Raw genomic sequence first — 17142 nt, forward strand, 5'->3', positions numbered from 1 at the left:
TCCGGGGCACGACCGCGGCGCAGCCCCGCGGCGGCGGTCGATTTCCAGTTCCGCGCCGATTGACAGGACGAGCGTCGCCGCGCGCACGACTGAAACGTTGCAGTTTCGCCGCCTCATGGACGGTTTGGGGGCTTGTGTTTCAGGGGGCGGCTGGCACGCCCGGCGTCATTGGTTGACCTGTGCCCAGTGGCGGCTGGCGATGGAGGTGATGCGTTTGGGCTGCTGCATGAGCCAGTTCCATGCCTCGCAGCAGGCGTTGAGGATGGTGTTGTTGTCCGCGAGGATACGGTTCGAGAGCATGTTGCCGCGCAGGAACGCCCAGAGGTTCTCGACCGGGTTCAGCTCCGGCACGTAGGGCGGGAGGTGGAGGAGGGAGATGTTGGCGGGCACGCGGAGCCCGCCGCCGGTCTGGTGCCAGCCCGTGCCGTCGAGGACGAGGACGGCGAGCGCACCGGGCGCGACCTCGCGCCCGATCTCGGCAAGGTGCACATTCATGGCCCCGGCGTTGGCGTAGGGCAGCATGAGACCCACGCCTGTGCCGCGCGCGGGGCAGACTGCGCCGAAGAGGTAGGCCCAAGAGGATCGGCAGTCCTTCGGCGCGGGCGGACGCGATCCTCCCTCTGCCCAGACGCGAGCGAGGGTGCCCCGCTGGCCGATGCGGGCCTCGTGCTGCCGCCAGACCTCGATCGGCTTGCCCACGGCCTCCGGTGGCAGGACCGCGGTCACGAGAGCGGGGAAGTCGCCCTGGAAGACGCTTGCGAGTTGCTTGCGGACGCGTTCGGAAATCTCGGGTCGGCGTGAGCCGTGTTTGCGATGCGGCAAGGCGTACCGGATTGGGTTCCGATCCGGGTCTCATGCCCGCCTGCACGGAAGGGTCCCCTTTCGGACAGAAGAGCCTGACAGGCCTGCTGAGAGGAGCAATGCCCCTTGGTCCTCAGCTGCCTTCAACGAGTCGCCAAGGCGACGTTCCCCGCAGAGCCGTCGATGGGAGCACGTCCTCGGCACGGCATCCTCCTCGGCGACGTGCAGCAACCTCGCCGCTTACTGGCCGGTATACAGTCCGCCGTCTCCGCGATGGCGCGGCGCGGCTGGACGGCATGCGACGATGTCGATCCTGATCGGTTTCGCGCGCGCCGACCGTCGTTGACGACCACCCCCCACCGCCGCCGGGTCTCGCACTTCACGAAACCGTGAGTGTCTGGTACAGTATGGTCAAGGGCGGCCGCTCGGCGCCGCCCGCCGTTCTGGAGGCCCGTTCCCCAATGGGGTCAGCCGTGCCGCATGACATCGCATCGGATTCGCGCTCCTCGTGCCCGCCTGAGGAGACGACGGATGAATCCGCCGAGCTGCTCCGTGCCACCTACGAGCGCGCACCGATCGGCATCGCCGTTCTCGACCCGAACACAGGCCGCTTCGTCCGGGTAAACGAGACCTACTGCCGCGCGACCGGCCATTCCCGGCATGATCTGCTCGGCGGGCTCACTTTGGCCGATGTCACGCCCGCCGAAGACCTCGCGGCGGAGGCGGAGCGGCGACGCCAGCTGATGGCGGGAGAGATCGAGGAGTACCGGATCGAGAAGCGCTACCTCCGCGGTGACGGGATGACGGCCTGGTGCGACGTTTCGGTCTCGTTGCTGCGGGACGCTGGCGGGAGGCCCCAGCGCGAGATCCGGAGCGCGCAGGACATCACGGAGCGCAGGCGAGCGGAGCAGGCCCTTCGGGAGAGCGACAAGCGGCTGCAACTCGCCCTCGATGCCGGACAGATCGGCACGTTCGGGATCGACCTACGGACCGGCGCGCTGGAGGCCGACGAGCGTGCCAGGGCGCTATGGGGCGTGCCGGCGGAGCAGCGGCTCAGCGTCGGCGATGCCCTCTCCGGGATACACCCCGACGACCGCGAGAGGCTACGGGCCGCGATGGCCACCTCGCGGGTTCCTGGCCAGAAGGGACCCGACGAGATCGAGTACCGCGTGATCAATGCCGTGGATGGGGCCGTGCGCTACATCCTGGCGCGGCGCCGGGTGGAATTCGAGGACGGCGTGGCGGTCCGCACCATCGGGACCGTGCTGGACGTGACGGCCCAGCGGCGCGCGACGGAGGTGCTGGCGCGGGACAAGGCGGAGCTGGAACGTCTCGTCGACGAAGGCGCGGCCGCGCTGCTGCGGGCTGGCGAGGAGTGCGATGGCCTGAAGGCGCGCGTCCGCCGGACCGAGCGGCTGGACGCGCTGGGCAAGCTCACCGGGGGCGTGGCGCACGACTTCAACAACCTCCTCACGGCCGTGATCGGCGGCGCGGAGGAGATCCTGGATGGCGCGCCCGAAGGGCACCCGATGCACGAGCCGGCCGAGGCCGTCCTCCTGGCGGCTGATCGTGGGGCGGCGCTGACGAAGCAGCTTCTGGCCTTCGCGCGGGAGCAGCCGGTCCGGCTGCGAGAGGTGAGTGTGGCGGAGGCGCTCCGGGAGATGGAGGGCGTGCTTCGCCGTGCCGTGGGCGCCTCGGCCGAGCTCCGGTTCAGGTCGAGCGGCGGGCCCGACGCCGTTCTCGTGAACGCCGACCTCGTCCAGCTGGAAACGGCCGTCCTGAATCTCGTCGTGAACGCGCGCGACGCCCTGCCCGGCGCCGGACGGATCACCGTCTCGACGACCATGGTCCGTCTGGACGAGCCCCGCGCCGAGGTCGAACCCGGCGACTACGCCTGCATCGCCGTCGAGGACACGGGCGGCGGGATGGAGCCGGAGGTCCTGGCCCGCGCCTGCGAGCCCTTCTTCACAACGAAGGCTGAGGGGCAGGGCACCGGGCTGGGCCTGAGCATGGTCTACGGCTTCGCGCGGCAGTCCGGCGGCGCCCTGGAGATCGAGAGCAAGGTGGGCCGCGGTACGACAGTGAGGATCCTGCTGCCCCGCTGCGCGCCACGCGCGGAGAACGTGACGGATCGGCAAGCCCGTCCACCGCGCGGCGCAGGCCAGAGGGTTCTCCTCGTCGAGGACGACCCGCTCGTCCGAAAGCAGGCCGAGGAGCAGGTCCGCGCGCTCGGCTACGAGGTGGATGCCGCGGCGGACGGCCCGACGGCCCTCGCGGCGCTCCGGGCGGATCCCGCCGCCTTCGACGTCATGCTGACGGACCTTGTCATGCCGGGGGGATTGAGCGGTTGGGCGCTGGCGGAGGCGACGCGCCGCCTTCGCCCTGGGCTCCCCGTCGTCCTGTGCACGGGCTACTCGGACGAGGTGCTCCGTCACGAGTTCACCGGCTGGGATTCCGAGCCCGACTGGCCGGTCCTACGCAAGCCCTACCGACGGGCCGAACTGGCGAGGGTTCTCCACGACGCGACCGGCGCAGCATAGCCCGTCGCATGGGGCATGTTCCAGGATCAGGCCAGGGGTCCGAGCTCGCCCTGGACACTCAGGCCCTGCTCGAGGCCCTGGAGGGCGTCGCCCTCATCCTCGACCCGCAGCTCCGGATCAGGGCCGTCGGCTGGCGGGCCTGGGACGACCTGTATCGTCAGGCGGGGGGGCAATCTCCTCCGCACTGTGACGTCATCGGGAGAGTGGTCACGGAGTTCATGACCCCCGGGCCGGTCCGAGAGACCTACGGGCGCCTGTTTGACGATGTGGCGCACCGGCGGCGGCGGCGGGTGAAGGTCGACTTCCGCTGTGACGCGCCGGACACCGAGCGGCAGATGCGGCTCGCCGTCGCTCCGGTCCTCGAAACCGGAACGGTCGTCGGCCTGCTTTACCAGTCCGTGCTGCTTCATGCCCGGCAGCGTCCGCCCTTGCCTCTGTTTGCGGCGGAGGCTGCGGCGGAGGGACAGGTGGGAGTCCTGACCATTTGCACGGTCTGCGCGCGCGTCGCCTGGCCGATCGGGACGGCGGGGCCCGACCGTGAGTGGATCGAGGCGGCTGAGTATTACCGCAGGGGGGGTGCGGAGGTTGCGCTGCTCAGCCACGGCTTCTGCCCGCCCTGCTACGAGCGGCTGACGCGTGAGGAGCAAGAGGCCGCTTGATCAGCCGAAGACTGACGAACGGCGTAGTTCCCCCGGCCTGGCCTGCTGCCGGCTTGGTGGACACCTGGATAAGGTTTTCACCCGATCGGAGGTCCTGGAATGGGAAGAACGCGTCGGTCATGCCCGCGGACTGCGCGAACCCACGCCGCAGCGGCAGGCGTGGCATCGGGCCAGGTCTTGACGCCGATCAGCTGAAGTCTCTCGCCGCTGCGCGTAGCGCCCGTCCGGAAGCCGGTCGAAGCGCGCGCCCATCTGTTCGATCGCGGCGAGCGCAGAAGCAGCCTCGGCCGTGAACACCGCGACGAGGGCAGGGTCCGCAAGCCCGTAGCTGCCGCGGAGCGAGTCCGCCTCGTGCACCCCAGGGTTGTCGCGCGGATCGGCGTGACCGAGCGCGACCTGGAACCCCGTCACCGCCGTCTGCGTCAGCCCGGATCGCCCGACGACGCCCTTCGAGACGACGAGTGTGTCCGCGCCTGCCGCCCGGGCTGCAACCGCCGCCCGAAGCCCGCCGCCGCCTCCGCCAATGACGAGGACGTCGCAGCGCAGGTGGTCGTCGACCCGGGTCATATGGGAACGGTAGCAACCCGGACCGGGCTGGCAAGCGCCGGGGACGCTTGCACCCCACGCACATGCAGGCAGCCCCGGACGAGTTCGGCGACCCCCGCGACACGGACTTCGCGAGGGCCCTATCGGTCGAAGCTGCCAGCCGCCGAACCGCCTGGCAGGCCCCGATCCTACCGAAACGGCCCCGATCCGCAGCGATTCCGCGGGCGCCCGCCGTCCGCAAGCGCGATCGCGACAAGGATCTCATCCGGCCGCGGCGCGTCGGCAAGGAAGACCGTGATCGTGTCGAAGTGGGTGAAAGACCACGGGTCGTCCTTGTGGCCCAGAGGCAGGTCAAGCGGCGTACCCGCGGCCGCCACCTTCACGTTTGACGGGATGACGGCGGCTCCGCCTCCGATCGCCGCCCGCATGGGCTTGCCGAGCTGCGGATGAACGCAGGCACCGCCATGCTCCACCTCGCCGGCCACACCGACGATCGCGCCCTTGCCGTAGGAAACGGCCGGCATCGACAACATCCTCGCGAGGTCGGGCATGAGCCGCTCTCCAAGGGCGGCACCGATCTCCCACAAGGGCGTAAGGTCCTCCGCGAAGTGGCCGGCGAAGGGGTTCTGGATCACCGCCAGGCCAACGGAGCGTACGATGGGGCGTTCGGCGTCGGCCCCGAGCTCGGACATGACCTCCTCGCGGATCGTCTGCAGCTTGCGGATCTTCAGCATGGGCGCGCCCCTCCGCGGCTGAGCCTAGCTCTCGAAAAAGGGGCGCGGGAGTGCTTCGTAGCGCGCCCGTGCTTCGCCATGACTCCGGCACCTCCGGCCACCGGTCCCGCTCCGATTAGCAAGCGCGTCCAAGGATCGTTGACCCGCGGCGCCGAAGGTGTTCGGCTCGTAGTGCGCCACGGAACAGGTCCCGATGCTCCGCACCCCGCAGATCATCCCTTCCCGTCGCGCTCTCTTTACGGCGCCGCTCGTGGCCGCCCTCCCGCGGAACGCTGTCGCGGCTTGGCCCGAGCGTCCGGTCCGCCTGCTGGTCGGCTTCGCGCCGGGTGGAACCGTGGACACCATGGCCCGGGTCCTCGCGCAGGGCCTGTCGGGCGTGCTCGGGCAGCAGGTGATCGTCGAGAACCGCCCTGGCGCCGCGGCCAACATCGCCGCGGAGGCCGTCGCGAAAGGGCCGGCGGATGGGTCGCAGCTCCTCTACGCCGTCTTCTCCCACGCCGTCGCGCCGGCGCTGCTGCGCCTTTCCTACGATCCTCTCGCCGATCTCGTCGGGGTTTCGCAGGTCGTGCGCGTTCCGGTCTTCCTGCTCGCCTCGCCCCGCGCGCCGTTCTCGACCGTGCCGGAACTGGTCGCGGCCGCGCGGGCCGCGCCGGGGACGATCAGCTACGCGTCCGGTGGGGTGGGGTCCTCCGCCCATCTCGCCGGAGAGCTCCTGGCGCGCCGTGCGGGGATCAGCCTCGTCCACGTCCCGTTCCGCGGCGGCGGACCGGCGGCGCAGGCCTTGCTCGCCGGTGACGTGCCGCTGCTGTTGGACACGCCGACGACTGCGCTGCGAAGCTTCCTGGCTGAAGGCCGGATGAAGGGTCTCGCCGTCATGGCCGAGGCGCGGCAGCCCGCCTATCCCGCGGTACCGGCAATCGCGGAGGCCGGGCTCGGTGCCAGGCTGGAAGTGCAGACCTGGCAGGGCATCCTCGTCCGTGCCGGCACGCCGCCCGAGATCGTCGAGACGCTGCACCGTGCGATCCTCCAGGTCATGGCCATGCCCGAGACGCTGTCGCGCGTCGAGGCGCTGGCCGTCGAGGCCGCACCCAGCGACCCCGCCGCCTTCACGGCCTTCTTCCGAGCGGAAGTTCGTCGGTGGACGGCGATCGCGCGGGAGGCCGGCATCACCGCGGGATAGACTTTCGCCCGTAGGGTCTTTCGAGGCCTGCCGCTCGTTCAGGATCGCGGAGAACCGTCCGGATCGACCGGGCTATTGCCGACCTTAGGTTGGTTCAGGCCGCGCCCCGTCGTCCCAGGCGTCGCGTGCGTGCGGAGGACGTCCTCCGCAGCAACGGTAGACCGGAACCCGGACCAGCGTAGTGCGCCGACGACATCGCCCTCCGCGCGCCAAGCCCGACGGGCCGATGCGGCGATCCGAAGATCGCGGTGCCCGAAAAGCGACGCGCGGATCGCCTCGGCGTCACATCCGTCGCACATGGACGCGCCATCGCGATCGCTTGCTGCGAGCGACCGTCATGCCAGACGCTCCGCAGCACGGAGAAGCAGGTCGTACTCGGCCTTCACCGGCGCGCTACTCGCGAGGATGCCCTCGCCGAGAGTCCGCAGTTCCCGCATCATCCGCTCCTGCTCCTCGGGGGCGAGGCGGATCAGCTCGCCGCCCCCTGCGGTCCATGCGGAGTTGGCTTCCTGGATCGCGTTGGTCGTCCAGGCGTAGAGATCCTTGTCGATGCGCTCGCCTTCCTCGGTCATGACGCGCCGCACCTCTGCGGGCTGGCGGTCGAACCACCGCTTGTTGACGAGAAAGGTCGAGACAACGATCGCCGGATGGATCTCCGTCACCGCCTTCGCCACGTCGAAGTAGCGGAGCGCGGAAAGGACGGGAATGCCCGCCAGCAGCCCGTCGATGGCGCCGGATTGCAGCGCGGGCATGACCTCCGACAACGCCATCGGCACGGCGGTCGCGCCGAGATGTTCCATGGGACGTGTCTGCAACGGGGAAGCGAAGGTGCGGATCTTCTGCCCCCGGAAGTCCGCGAGCGTCCGGATCGGCCTCCGCGATAGCACGACGACCGGCGAGTTGTAGAAGATGCCGATGCCCTTCACCCCGCGCGGCTCGAGCAGCGCGAGCGACCGCGCCCGCACCTCGGGGTCGGTGATCACACGCTGCAGGTGCTCCGGCGAGCGGAACAAGCCCGGCGCATCGAAGACCTGCATGCGCGGGTCCACGGGCACGACGAAGGAGGTCGGCGTCACGAAACTCTCGATCGTGCCGAGCAGCAGCCCCTCGACCATGCGTGGGATCGCGCCGAGCTGACTCGCCGGGTAGATCTCGCCCGTCACGCGCCCCCCGAGCTTCTCCCGCAGCGCTGCGTCGTAGCGGCGCAGCCATTCGTGCTGCACGTCGTTCACGGTAGCGCTGGCCATCTTCAGCGTCGCCGCCTGGGCCTGCGCGTCGGTTGCCATGGCAGCTGCGGCGAGGGTGCCGAGCGCCGCGCGGCGCGTGATCGGTGTCATGGGCATGCCTCCTTCGGGACTTATCCGCCGGCCAGCCACAGCGAGAGGGCGGGGATGTAGGTGATGGCCGCCAGCGCGGAGATCTGCACTGCGATGAAGGGCATGACCCCGCGGTACAGGTCTCCGGTCGGTACGCGGAACAGCGACTGCATGACGAAGAGGTTCAGCCCGAAGGGCGGCGTGAACATCCCGATCGAGAGGTTCACCGTCATCACGATCCCGAAGTGTACGGGATCGATCCCCGCATGCCGCACGATCGGCATCAGCAGCGGCGTGAGGACGAGGATGGCCGAGGTCGGGTCGATGAAGCAGCCGGCGATCAGCAGCACGATGTTGATGACGAGCAGCACCTGCCAGGGCGAGAGGTCCAGCCCCTCGATCCAGCCGACCAGGCGCGCCGGCGTGCCGCTCGTCGTCAGCATCCAGGCGAAGACTCCGGCGGCCGCCACGATCACCATGATCTGCGCCGTCAGCACCATGGCGTCGGCGGCGAGCCGCAACAGCGCGCGCGGCCCGATATCGCGGTAGACCATGGCGCTGACGGCTGCGGCGTAGACGCAGGCGATGCCCGCCGCCTCGGTCGGCGAGAAGACGCCGCCGTAGATGCCCGCGAAGACGATCGTCGGCATCCCCAGCGCCCAAAGCGAGCGGATGAAGGCGCGGATGACCAGGGCGAGGCTGAACGGTGTGGTCCCCCCCACGCGCGTGACCGCGGCGTGGATGATGATGAAGACCGCCATGAAACCCGCCAGCACCAGGCCGGGCACGATGCCCGCCAGGAACAGCTTGGGCACCGAGACCTCTGCGACCACGCCATAGAGGATCATCGCGATGGAGGGCGGGATCACCACGTCGATGCCCGCTGAGGCCGCGATGACGCCCGTCGCGAAGGGCCGCGTGTAGCCAGCCTTCTGCAGCGGTACGTAGAGGATGCGGCCGACCGTCGCCGTCGCCGCGGCGGAGGAGCCGGAGATGGCGCCGACGATGGTCGAGGTCCCGACCGTCGCGAGGGCCAGCGAGCCGGGTAGGCGCCCGACCACGGCGACGACGAGGTCCACGATACGCCGCGCGATCCCGCCCTGGGTCATCACCTCCCCCGCGAAGAGAAAGAAGGGGATGGAGAGCAGCGCGAAGGAGTCGACGCCGCCGAACATCGTCTGGTGCAGGACGGTCGCCGGCACGTCCGCGATGAAGATCGCATAGGCGGTCGCGGCCGCCAGGAGCACGAGGAACACGGGAAAGCCCGCGACCAGCATCGCGAGCGGCAGGGCGACCAGCGCTGCGGTCACGAGCGCCGTCCCAGCAGCCGCAGTGCCGCGGCGACCATCATCAGCGCGAAGCCGACCGGTATTGCGGCGTGGATCCAGGTCATCGGCAGGCGCGCCGACATGCTCGTCAGCCCGACCATCCCGAGGGTCTCGAGGTAGTCGAGCGATTGCCACGCCACGAAGCCCAGCACCCCGATTAGGGTCAACAGGGACGCCACCTCCGCTACGGCGCGCAGCCCCGCCGGCAGCAATCCGACGACAAGGTCCATCGTCAAGTGCGACCCGCGCAGCGTGACCACCGCGCCACCAAGGAATACGCCCCAGACCATCACATAAGTCATGATCTCGTCCGCTGCGGGCACGGGGGCGGAGAAGACGTAGCGCCCCACGACGTTGGCCACGTTCAGCACGACGATCAGCACCATGAGCACGCCGAGGAACCGGGTCAGCGCCTCCTCGACGACCAGGGCGAGGCGCGGCAGGCGGACATCGCCCCTGGCCTCGATGAGGGGGGCGGCCTCGCTCATCCTTAGGCGGCCGTCAGACCGGGGGAGAGGCGCTCCATCACCCGCCGCTTCACCGCGAGCATGTGGGCGCGCATCGCGGCCTCCGCCGCGTCGGCGTCGCGTGCCGCGATGGACTGTGCCACCGCGCGATGCTCCGCGTCCCGCTGCCGCAGCCGGCTGGCCCCCGCGCCTGCGGACGACGCGATGGAAACGCGGACGTCGCGGCCGATCCGGCGGACGCGCGCGTAGAGTTCCGCCGCCAGGGCGTTGCGCGCCGCGGCCGCCACGGCCTCGTGGAAGGCCAGGTCTGCCGCTCCGGCCTCCTGCACCCCATCGGTCGAGGCGAGGCGCACGATCCGCGCGACCTCCATCGGCGAGGCGCGCACTGCGGCGAGCCTTGCCATCCCCGGCTCAAGAATCAGCCGCAGCTCCACCACCTCCACCGAATTGGTGACGCGGACCAGCTCGTCCGTCCGTCGCTCGCCCGCGCGGCGGCCGGGGCGGGAGGGGCCGATCTCGCCGGCCGCGCGCAGCGCCTCGAGCGCGGCGCGGACCCGGTGGCGCTTCACGGACAGCGCGTCGGCGAGGGCGCGTTCCGCCGGCAGGGGCCCGCCTGCCGCGAGGCGGGCGCGCAGGGCGGCCAGCAGGGCCTCGTCCTCGTCCTTCGCCCCGGGAAGTGTCATGGGGTGATGGGTCTCCGCACACCTAACCAGCGTAACCAGGACCGGCTTTGGTTGACAAGGTTGCGCGCAGAATGGTCCGGTTCGCCCATGACAGCGCAGGCCGGTCCGAAGCGGGACTACGTCATCATCGGCGCGGGCTCCGCGGGTTGCACCCTGGCGCGGCGCCTGTCCGAAGGCGGCGCGACCGTACTGGTGCTGGAAGCGGGAGGCTGGGACCGAGATCCCTGGATCCACGTCCCGCTCGGCTGGGGCCGCATCCTCATCAAGCGCCTGCACGACTGGGGCTACGACTGCGAGCCGGAGGAGTCGGTCGGCGGCCGCGCGGTGGAATGTGCCCGGGGCAAGGTGGTCGGCGGCTCCTCCTCGACCAACGCCATGGCCTGGGTGCGGGGGAACCGCGCGGATTACGATGGCTGGGGGGCGAAGGGCCTGGAGGGGTGGGACTACGACTCCGTCCTCCCCTACTTCCGCCGGCAGGAGAGCTGGTCCGGCGGCGCCGACGCGTACCGCGGCGGTGACGGCCCGATCGGCGTGCAGCCCTGCGCCTACCAGGATCCGCTGGTCGAGGCCTTCGCCGAAGCGGGACGCACCGCCGGCTTCGGCTGGGCCGACGACTACAACGGCGCGCGGCAGGAAGGCTTCGCGCGGCTGCAGATGAGCATCCGCAACGGCCGCCGCTGTTCCGCCGCCACGGCCTATCTGCGTCCGGCCCTGCGGGCCGGCCGCGTGGAAATCCAGGTGCGCGCTCACGCCACGCGCCTGGTCTTCGAAGGCCGGCGCTGCGTCGGGGTGGAATACGCTCAGGGCGGGCAGACGCGCACCGCCCGCGCCGCGCGCGAGGTGATCCTGGCCGGTGGCGCGATCAACTCGCCCCAGCTCCTGATGCTGTCGGGCATCGGCGATCCTGACGCGCTCCGGGCGCTGGATGTCGCCGTCCGCGCCCCGCTGCCCGGCGTCGGCCGCAACCTCCGCGACCATGCCTCGGTGATGCTCGCCTACGCGCGGGGTGCGCCGGGACCTTTCCCCGCGGCGCTCCGCGTGGACCGGATCGCCTTCTCGGTTGCCCGCGCCTACCTCCGCGGCAGCGGCTTCGCGAGCGACGTCCCTGGGGGCGTCACGGCCTTCCTCCGCAGCAGCAGCGCGGGCGCGTCGCCCGACGTCCAGTTACTCTTCACCGCCGCGCCCTTCACGGCCCAGCCCTGGCTACGCCGGCCCTTTCCGGACGGCTTCGGCTGCCGCGCCGTGCTGCTGCACCCCGACAGCGAGGGCCGGATCACCCTGGCGTCCGGCGATCCCCGCGCGGCCCCGCGCATCCGGCAGAACCTCCTCTCGACCGAGCGCGACCGCGCGCGGCTGCGGGAAGGGTTGCGCATGATCCGACAGGCCATGGCGCAGCCTTCCATGGCGCCCTTCCAAGCGCGGGAAGTCGCGCCGGGTGCCGGACGCGACGGGGACGCCGACCTGGACACCCATGTCCGCAACACCGCCATCACCGTCCACCACCCCCTCGGCACCTGCGCCATGGGCCTGGACGACCGCGCCGTGGTGGACGCGAACCTGCGCGTGCGCGGCGTGGAGGGGCTCCGCGTCGTGGACGCCTCGGTGATGCCGGGCACGGTCTCCGGCAACATCAACGCCGCGGTGATCATGATCGCGGAGCGGGCCTCCGACCTCATCCTGGGCCGCGCGCTGGCACCGCCCGCAGTGCTCTCGGCGGCCTGACCAGCCGGGCTTGCGGCCGCCGAATGGTTGGCCCTACGGTTGGGTATCGGTTGCCCTGACGCCCCCGCAGGAGGCCCCATGGACACGCACCACAACATTGCCCCGGAGAGCAACCGGGAGGCGGCGCTGAAGGCCCTGTACGAGGACCTGGCGCGCCACAACCTCTTCCCCTTCTGGGCTACGTCGAAGGATACGGACCACGACGAGATCCGCCAGTTGATGGCGACCCGCAAGGCCCAGCCCTTCCTCTGGTCCTACCGGGACGACATCGAGCCGATCCTCCGTCGCTCGGCCGAACTCGTCTCGACCGCCGACAGCGACCGGCGCTCGGTGATCCTCGTGAACCCGGGCCTTGCGCCTCAGCGGGCCAGCGTCAGCACGATGTACACGGCGTACCGGCTGAACGACCCCAACGAGATCATGCCGCCCCACAAGCACACGCCGAGTGCCATCCGCTTCGGCCTCACGGGCAAGGGCAACTTCACGGGCGTCGAGGGCGAGGACATCGTCTTCGGCCCGGGCGACATGGTGCTGACGCCGATCGACACCTGGCACAACCACGGCACCGTCGGCGACGAGCCGGCGATCAATCTCTCCGTCCTCGACCTGCCGCTGGTCGAGACGCTGAACGCCGTCGCCTTCGACCACCACTACGTCGAGGACGACGAGGTCAAGAAGCAGCAGTCCGCGCGCTTCCCGGACGACTATTCCCACCGGATCTACGGCACGGGCGGCATGAAGCCGCGCTTCGTGAACGTCCGCGGCGCTGGCCATTCCTCGCCCATGTACGTGTACCGGTGGGAGGCGATGCAGGCCGTGCTGGACCGCCACGCCGGCTGGGACGGCGACCCGCATGAGGCCATCATGGTGGAGTATGTGGACCCCACGAATGGCGGGCCCGTCTTCAAGACCATCACCTTCTTCGCGCAGATGCTGCGCCCCGGCGAGCGCACCCTGCCGCTGCGCCAAACTGCCAGCCTGCTGGTCGCGCCCTTTAGGGGCTCCGGCCATTCCATCGTGGACGGCAAGCGCTTCGACTGGCGGGAGTTCGACACGCTCGCCGTCCCGGGCGGTTCCTGGTGCGAGCACGTGAACGGCTCGGACAAGGATCCCGCCATACTCTTCGTCGCGAGCGACGAGCCCGCGCTGAAGGCCTTCGCGCTGTACCGCAAGTGGGGCAAGGACCGGAACGGCGAGGTCGCGCGACTTGCCTGAGGTCGACCGCTCCGCGCTCCGCGGCAGCCGCAACGTCAATCTCATCTCCCGCCTGGACGTTCCCGGCGGGGGGCAGGTCTGGGTGGACGGAACCAACCTCTACATCGGCCACATGCGCCCGCCGCACGGGACGACGGTGGTGGACATTGCGGACCCGCGGAACCCGCGTGTGCTGCACCATATCCCCATCCCCGAGGGCTGGCACTCCCACAAGGTGCGCGTCGCCGATGGCCTGATGCTCGTCAACCACGAGAAGTTCGGGCCGGGGAACGAGGATTTCGGCGGCGGCCTCGCGATCTACGACGTCGCCAGGCCGGCCGAGCCGCGCCTGATCACGAAGGTCCGGATGGGTGGCAAGGGCGTCCACCGCTTCACCTTCGACGGCACGCTCGCCTACATATCCGCGACGGACGACGGCTATGTCGGCCACTTCCCCGCTATCCTCGACCTCTCGGACCCCGCGACGCCGCGCGAGATCATGCGCTGGTGGATCCCCGGCCAGCACGCCGCGGCCGGTGAGGTGGAGCGCATGCCGGAAGGCTGGCCCTTCCCGCGCTGCCACCACCCGATGCGGCTGGGTGACCGCCTCTACGTCTCCTATTGGCACCACGGGATGTGGACGCTCGACATTTCCGACCTGTCGAACCCGCGTCCCGTCGCGCACGTCAACACCTCCACCGCCTTCCCGCACCCGACCCACACCTGCATGCCGGTGCCGGATCCGGTAAAGGGCCGCCGCATCCTGATCGTCGCGGACGAAGACGTGGCGAAGCTCTACCCCGCACCGCCCGCCTTCCTCTGGTTCTACGATATCACCGACGAGACGAACCCGACGGTCATCTCGACCTTCCAGGTGCCGGGCCTCGACCTCGACGGATCGACCCAGCCAGCGATGACGGGCTGCCACCAGCCTTCCGAGGTCTTCCGCGGGACGGTACTGCCCTGCGCTTGGTTCGCCTGCGGCCTGCGGATCGTGGACTTCGCGGACCCCTTCGCGCCGAAGGAGGTCGGCCACTTCGTTCCCGACCCCGCGCCCGGGGCGGACCGCGCCTCCTCCAACGACGTCACGCTCGACGACCGCGGCCTGATCTACCTCGTGGACCGCGTCGCCGGCGTGCACATCCTCGAATCTCCCCTGGTCCGCTGAGGAGCCCCGATGAGCCGCCGCGACGACGTCTACCCGATCGGCAAGAAGAACCCGAACCTGCCCTTCCACCCCGCGGTCCGCGCGGGCGACTTCGTCTTCGTCTCCGGCCAGGTCGCGAAGGATGCCGACGGCAACATGTTCCACGGCACCATCGAGGAGGAGACGAAGTGGACCATCCTCTCCATCGCCCGGATCCTGGAAGCTGAGGGCCTGACACTGGCGGACGTGGTGCGCGTCACGACGTACCTCGAGGACACGCGCGACTTCGGCCGCTACAACAAGGTCTTCGCCGAACACTTCAAGGACGCGACCCTCGCCCGCACGACGGTGGAGGCGCGCGCCGTCATCAGTACGAAGATCGAGATGGACGCGATCGCCTACGCGCCGCGCGGAGGGTGAGGGGATGCCGATGCTGAAGCTGCTGGGACGCGCGACGTCGGGGAACGTGCAGAAGGTGCTCTTCCTGCTGGAGGAGGCCGGCATTCCCTATCAGCGGGAGGACTACGGCCGCCAGTTTGGCAACACCGCGACGCCCGAATACAAGGCGATGAATCCCAACGCGAAGGTCCCGACTCTCGTGGATGGCGACGTCGTTATCTGGGAGTCCAACACCGTCCTCCGCTACCTCGCTGCGACGCACGCGCCGGCCATGCACGGGGAGACCCCGGCTGACCGCTCGCAGGTCGAGCGCTGGATGGATTGGGTGCTCGCGCAGCTCAATGCGCCCTACCTCTCCATGTTCCGAGAAGCGAAGAAACCGGCCGCCGAACGTGCCCCCGACTTCGCCGCGCAACTCGCAGACATGAACGGCCTCCTCGCGATACTGGACTCTGAACTGAAGGGTCGCGAATGGTTCGCCCTCGGGCGCCTGACACTCGCCGACATTGCCCTGGCGCCCATCGTCGCGCGCTGCCTCGACTTCCCGGTGGAGCGTCCACCCCTGCCATCGCTGGAGGCATGGCGTACGCGCATCGCCGCGCGGCCCGCCTTCAGCAAGGCCACGAAAGGCTGATCCGGTGCGGGGTGGCGAAGACGGACGGGTTGCACGGCGCACCCTCCTCCTGTCGACCGCGGCGATCGGCGCGGCGGTCGGCGCGGCGCAGGCGCAGGGCGACGCCTTTCCCACCCGTCCCATCCGCCTGATCGTCCCCTTCGCCCCCGGCGGCGGCACCGACATCCTGGCCCGCGTGATCGCGACGAAGCTCGGCGAATCTCTCGGCCAGAGCGTCGTCGTGGAAAACCGGGCCGGTGCCTCCGGCGCCATCGGGACGGCTGCGGTGGCGCGCGCGCGCCCGGATGGGTACACGCTGCTCTTCACCTCGTCCCCGGCCCTCGTCGTCCTGCCAGCGTTGCAGCCCCCACCTCCCTATGACGCGGAACGGGAACTCGCGCCGATCGCGACGCTCGCGCGGCAAGCCATTCTCTTCGTCGTGCCCTCTGCCTCGCCCTATCGCAGCCTGTCCGACCTCGTTCGCGCGAATCTGGGGCGGCCTCTCACCTACGGGACGCCCGGCGTCGGCACCGACCCGCATTTGGCCGGCGTCGCGCTGGCCGGCGCGGCGCGTGTCCTGCTCACTCATGTTCCCTACCGCGGAGGTGGCCCCGCGCTGAACGGCCTGCTCACCGGCGAGGTGGACTTCCTCCCCGCGCTCACCGGCGTCGCGAAGCCGGTCCTGGACGATGGCCGTGCCCGCGCCCTGGCCACGACGAACGCCCGTCGGCACGCCGACCTGCCGAACGTTCCGACCACAGCAGAGCTCGGCTACCCCTCGGTGGACCTCGTCCCGTGGTGGGGGGTCTTCGCTCCGGCAGGGCTGGACCTAGCCACCGCGCAGCGAATCTCCGATGCGGTCGCGACCATGGCCCGCGACCCAGACTGGACGCGCCGCCTCGACAGTTTCTCCATCGAACCGGTGTACCTGAGGCCCGAAGAAACCACCGCGGAGGTTGCGCGACAACTGTCCGGTTGGCGCTTGAGGTTGTCTGGCCGCGTGCTCGAATAACTCGGCGGCTGGCGGATCGGCTTGCGACTTCGCAGGTGTTGACAGGCGGTCCGCCCTGGCGATGCGACCATCGAAGGCGCCGACGACCTTGCCGGCGGCGACCGCCGCGTCCACTTGACGCGAAGTGGCCGGCGTCCGCCCGGACGAGTTGGAGATGCGGGCAGCGCCCGCGGCGGCAGGCCACCGGGTCGGGCGGTGGCGCTAGCGCCCCTTCATGCGCCTGCCCGTGGCATGGCCCACGCGTTCGGTGCAGCGCCCCCCCCTTTCGCCGCCTGGCTGTCGAGCACGCCCGCCGTCGGCTCGACTTCGCGTCCCGCCCGTCGCCGCCCAGCCGCGACAAGGGCCACCGATATGTCCCCCACGCTCCGTCGCGCCCGAGGCTCCGGGAAATGTTGTGGACCGTGCTTCGCAGCGGGCAGCGCCCGCCGCGGCAGACAACGCCAGGGCAGCCCGCAGGAGATAAAGGAGCGCGTTCACGGCGGATCGCATGTCCGTCCCCGCGGAGGCCCGCGGGCTTGGCGGGCGGGATCAGCGGCGCGTGTGCCGTCCACTCTGGTGACGTCAGACTTCTCGGGTAGCCGTTCACGCCATCGCGTCGGTTCCCCACACGGCTCGTCGCAGGCCACGTCGCCGGCTCCCACCGAAAACCACGAGCAGCGAACCACAGCCCGGCTCGGGTCCACCAAACCCTCTTGGGTCAGGCCGGAAGAGTCACCGTCGGCCTCGCCCCGTTGGGCGGTACCGCCGCGCGCGAACTGATGTGTCACGCCCGCTCATGCCGAGCGTCCCCCCCAAGGGTGC

General features: G+C 70.4%; 16 protein-coding genes. 9 read left to right on the forward strand and 7 right to left on the reverse strand.

Annotation, left to right across the window (positions count from 1 at the left end):
* Positions 1–165 precede the first annotated feature (165 nt).
* Positions 166–834: an IS630 family transposase gene (locus tag ACE7GA_RS12525; protein ID WP_376100251.1), complete on the reverse strand. Its 669-nt coding sequence runs from the start codon at positions 832–834 to the stop codon at positions 166–168.
* A 440-nt stretch (positions 835–1274) separates the two neighbouring features.
* On the opposite strand from ACE7GA_RS12525, the gene ACE7GA_RS12530 reads away from it, so the two are divergent.
* Positions 1275–3341 (forward strand): PAS domain S-box protein, encoded by a 2067-nt coding sequence (locus ACE7GA_RS12530; RefSeq protein WP_376099847.1) that lies wholly within the window; start codon positions 1275–1277, stop codon positions 3339–3341.
* Positions 3342–3349: 8 nt separating this feature from the next.
* On the forward strand, positions 3350–4000 hold the full coding sequence (locus tag ACE7GA_RS12535) for a hypothetical protein (RefSeq protein WP_376099849.1): 651 nt from the start codon (positions 3350–3352) through the stop codon (positions 3998–4000).
* Positions 4001–4117: 117 nt separating this feature from the next.
* Here ACE7GA_RS12535 and ACE7GA_RS12540 read toward each other — a convergent pair whose 3' ends face one another.
* Together ACE7GA_RS12540 and ACE7GA_RS12545 are read right to left on the reverse strand one after the other, a co-directional pair.
* A complete protein-coding gene (locus ACE7GA_RS12540) occupies positions 4118–4567 on the reverse strand; it encodes an FAD-binding protein (RefSeq protein WP_376099851.1) in 450 nt (149 codons plus the stop codon).
* 167 nt (positions 4568–4734) lie between these two features.
* A complete protein-coding gene (locus ACE7GA_RS12545; protein ID WP_376099853.1) occupies positions 4735–5280 on the reverse strand; it encodes an amino acid synthesis family protein in 546 nt (181 codons plus the stop codon).
* A gap of 193 nt (positions 5281–5473) precedes the next feature.
* Between ACE7GA_RS12545 and ACE7GA_RS12550 the strand changes: the two genes are divergently transcribed.
* Positions 5474–6460: a tripartite tricarboxylate transporter substrate-binding protein gene (locus ACE7GA_RS12550; protein WP_376099855.1), complete on the forward strand. Its 987-nt coding sequence runs from the start codon at positions 5474–5476 to the stop codon at positions 6458–6460.
* 335 nt (positions 6461–6795) lie between these two features.
* On the opposite strand, the gene ACE7GA_RS12555 is transcribed toward ACE7GA_RS12550, so the two are convergent.
* From ACE7GA_RS12555 to ACE7GA_RS12570, 4 genes are read right to left on the reverse strand one after another with little or no spacing between them, the layout of a single operon-like run.
* Positions 6796–7797: a TRAP transporter substrate-binding protein gene (locus tag ACE7GA_RS12555; protein WP_376099857.1), complete on the reverse strand. Its 1002-nt coding sequence runs from the start codon at positions 7795–7797 to the stop codon at positions 6796–6798.
* A gap of 20 nt (positions 7798–7817) precedes the next feature.
* Entirely contained in the window at positions 7818–9086 is a 1269-nt protein-coding gene (locus ACE7GA_RS12560) for a TRAP transporter large permease (protein WP_376099859.1), read from the reverse strand.
* Entirely contained in the window at positions 9083–9592 is a 510-nt protein-coding gene (locus tag ACE7GA_RS12565; RefSeq protein ID WP_376099861.1) for a TRAP transporter small permease, read from the reverse strand. The genes ACE7GA_RS12560 and ACE7GA_RS12565 overlap by 4 nt, the downstream gene beginning before the upstream one ends.
* Before the next feature lie 2 nt (positions 9593–9594).
* Positions 9595–10254 carry an FCD domain-containing protein gene (locus tag ACE7GA_RS12570; protein WP_376099863.1) on the reverse strand — a complete coding sequence of 220 codons (660 nt, stop codon included), beginning with the start codon at positions 10252–10254 and terminating at the stop codon, positions 9595–9597.
* Between the two features lie 87 nt (positions 10255–10341).
* Here ACE7GA_RS12570 and ACE7GA_RS12575 point away from each other — a divergent pair, with 87 nt between their 5' ends.
* From ACE7GA_RS12575 to ACE7GA_RS12600, 6 genes are all read left to right on the forward strand, one after another.
* Positions 10342–11976, forward strand: coding sequence for a GMC family oxidoreductase (locus ACE7GA_RS12575; protein WP_376099865.1), 1635 nt, complete (start codon positions 10342–10344; stop codon positions 11974–11976).
* A gap of 78 nt (positions 11977–12054) precedes the next feature.
* Positions 12055–13191 (forward strand): cupin domain-containing protein, encoded by a 1137-nt coding sequence (locus tag ACE7GA_RS12580; protein WP_376099867.1) that lies wholly within the window; start codon positions 12055–12057, stop codon positions 13189–13191.
* Complete coding sequence (locus ACE7GA_RS12585) at positions 13184–14338, forward strand: LVIVD repeat-containing protein (protein ID WP_376099869.1); 1155 nt, start codon at positions 13184–13186, stop codon at positions 14336–14338. Before ACE7GA_RS12580 ends, ACE7GA_RS12585 begins: the two co-directional genes overlap by 8 nt.
* Positions 14339–14347: 9 nt before the next feature.
* Entirely contained in the window at positions 14348–14737 is a 390-nt protein-coding gene (locus tag ACE7GA_RS12590; protein WP_376099871.1) for a RidA family protein, read from the forward strand.
* Positions 14738–14741: 4 nt separating this feature from the next.
* On the forward strand, positions 14742–15350 hold the full coding sequence (locus ACE7GA_RS12595) for a glutathione S-transferase family protein (protein ID WP_376099873.1): 609 nt from the start codon (positions 14742–14744) through the stop codon (positions 15348–15350).
* 4 nt (positions 15351–15354) lie between these two features.
* Positions 15355–16341, forward strand: coding sequence for a Bug family tripartite tricarboxylate transporter substrate binding protein (locus ACE7GA_RS12600; protein WP_376099875.1), 987 nt, complete (start codon positions 15355–15357; stop codon positions 16339–16341).
* Positions 16342–17142 lie beyond the last annotated feature (801 nt).

Origin of the sequence: Roseomonas sp. CCTCC AB2023176 (genome assembly GCF_042259275.1) — a bacterium.
Taxonomy (GTDB): Bacteria; Pseudomonadota; Alphaproteobacteria; order Acetobacterales; family Acetobacteraceae; genus Roseomonas.

What these genes read in the sequence shown, in the direction of transcription:
- ACE7GA_RS12535 (WP_376099849.1), top strand. Translation starts at nt 3,350, where the DNA reads ATGGGGCATGTTCCAGGATCAGGCCAGGGGTCCGAGCTCGCCCTGGAC.
- ACE7GA_RS12540 (WP_376099851.1), bottom strand. Translation starts at nt 4,567, where the DNA reads ATGACCCGGGTCGACGACCACCTGCGCTGCGACGTCCTCGTCATTGGC.
- ACE7GA_RS12545 (WP_376099853.1), bottom strand. Translation starts at nt 5,280, where the DNA reads ATGCTGAAGATCCGCAAGCTGCAGACGATCCGCGAGGAGGTCATGTCC.
- ACE7GA_RS12550 (WP_376099855.1), top strand. Translation starts at nt 5,474, where the DNA reads ATGCTCCGCACCCCGCAGATCATCCCTTCCCGTCGCGCTCTCTTTACG.
- ACE7GA_RS12555 (WP_376099857.1), bottom strand. Translation starts at nt 7,797, where the DNA reads ATGACACCGATCACGCGCCGCGCGGCGCTCGGCACCCTCGCCGCAGCT.
- ACE7GA_RS12565 (WP_376099861.1), bottom strand. Translation starts at nt 9,592, where the DNA reads ATGAGCGAGGCCGCCCCCCTCATCGAGGCCAGGGGCGATGTCCGCCTG.
- ACE7GA_RS12570 (WP_376099863.1), bottom strand. Translation starts at nt 10,254, where the DNA reads ATGACACTTCCCGGGGCGAAGGACGAGGACGAGGCCCTGCTGGCCGCC.
- ACE7GA_RS12575 (WP_376099865.1), top strand. Translation starts at nt 10,342, where the DNA reads ATGACAGCGCAGGCCGGTCCGAAGCGGGACTACGTCATCATCGGCGCG.
- ACE7GA_RS12580 (WP_376099867.1), top strand. Translation starts at nt 12,055, where the DNA reads ATGGACACGCACCACAACATTGCCCCGGAGAGCAACCGGGAGGCGGCG.
- ACE7GA_RS12590 (WP_376099871.1), top strand. Translation starts at nt 14,348, where the DNA reads ATGAGCCGCCGCGACGACGTCTACCCGATCGGCAAGAAGAACCCGAAC.
- ACE7GA_RS12595 (WP_376099873.1), top strand. Translation starts at nt 14,742, where the DNA reads ATGCCGATGCTGAAGCTGCTGGGACGCGCGACGTCGGGGAACGTGCAG.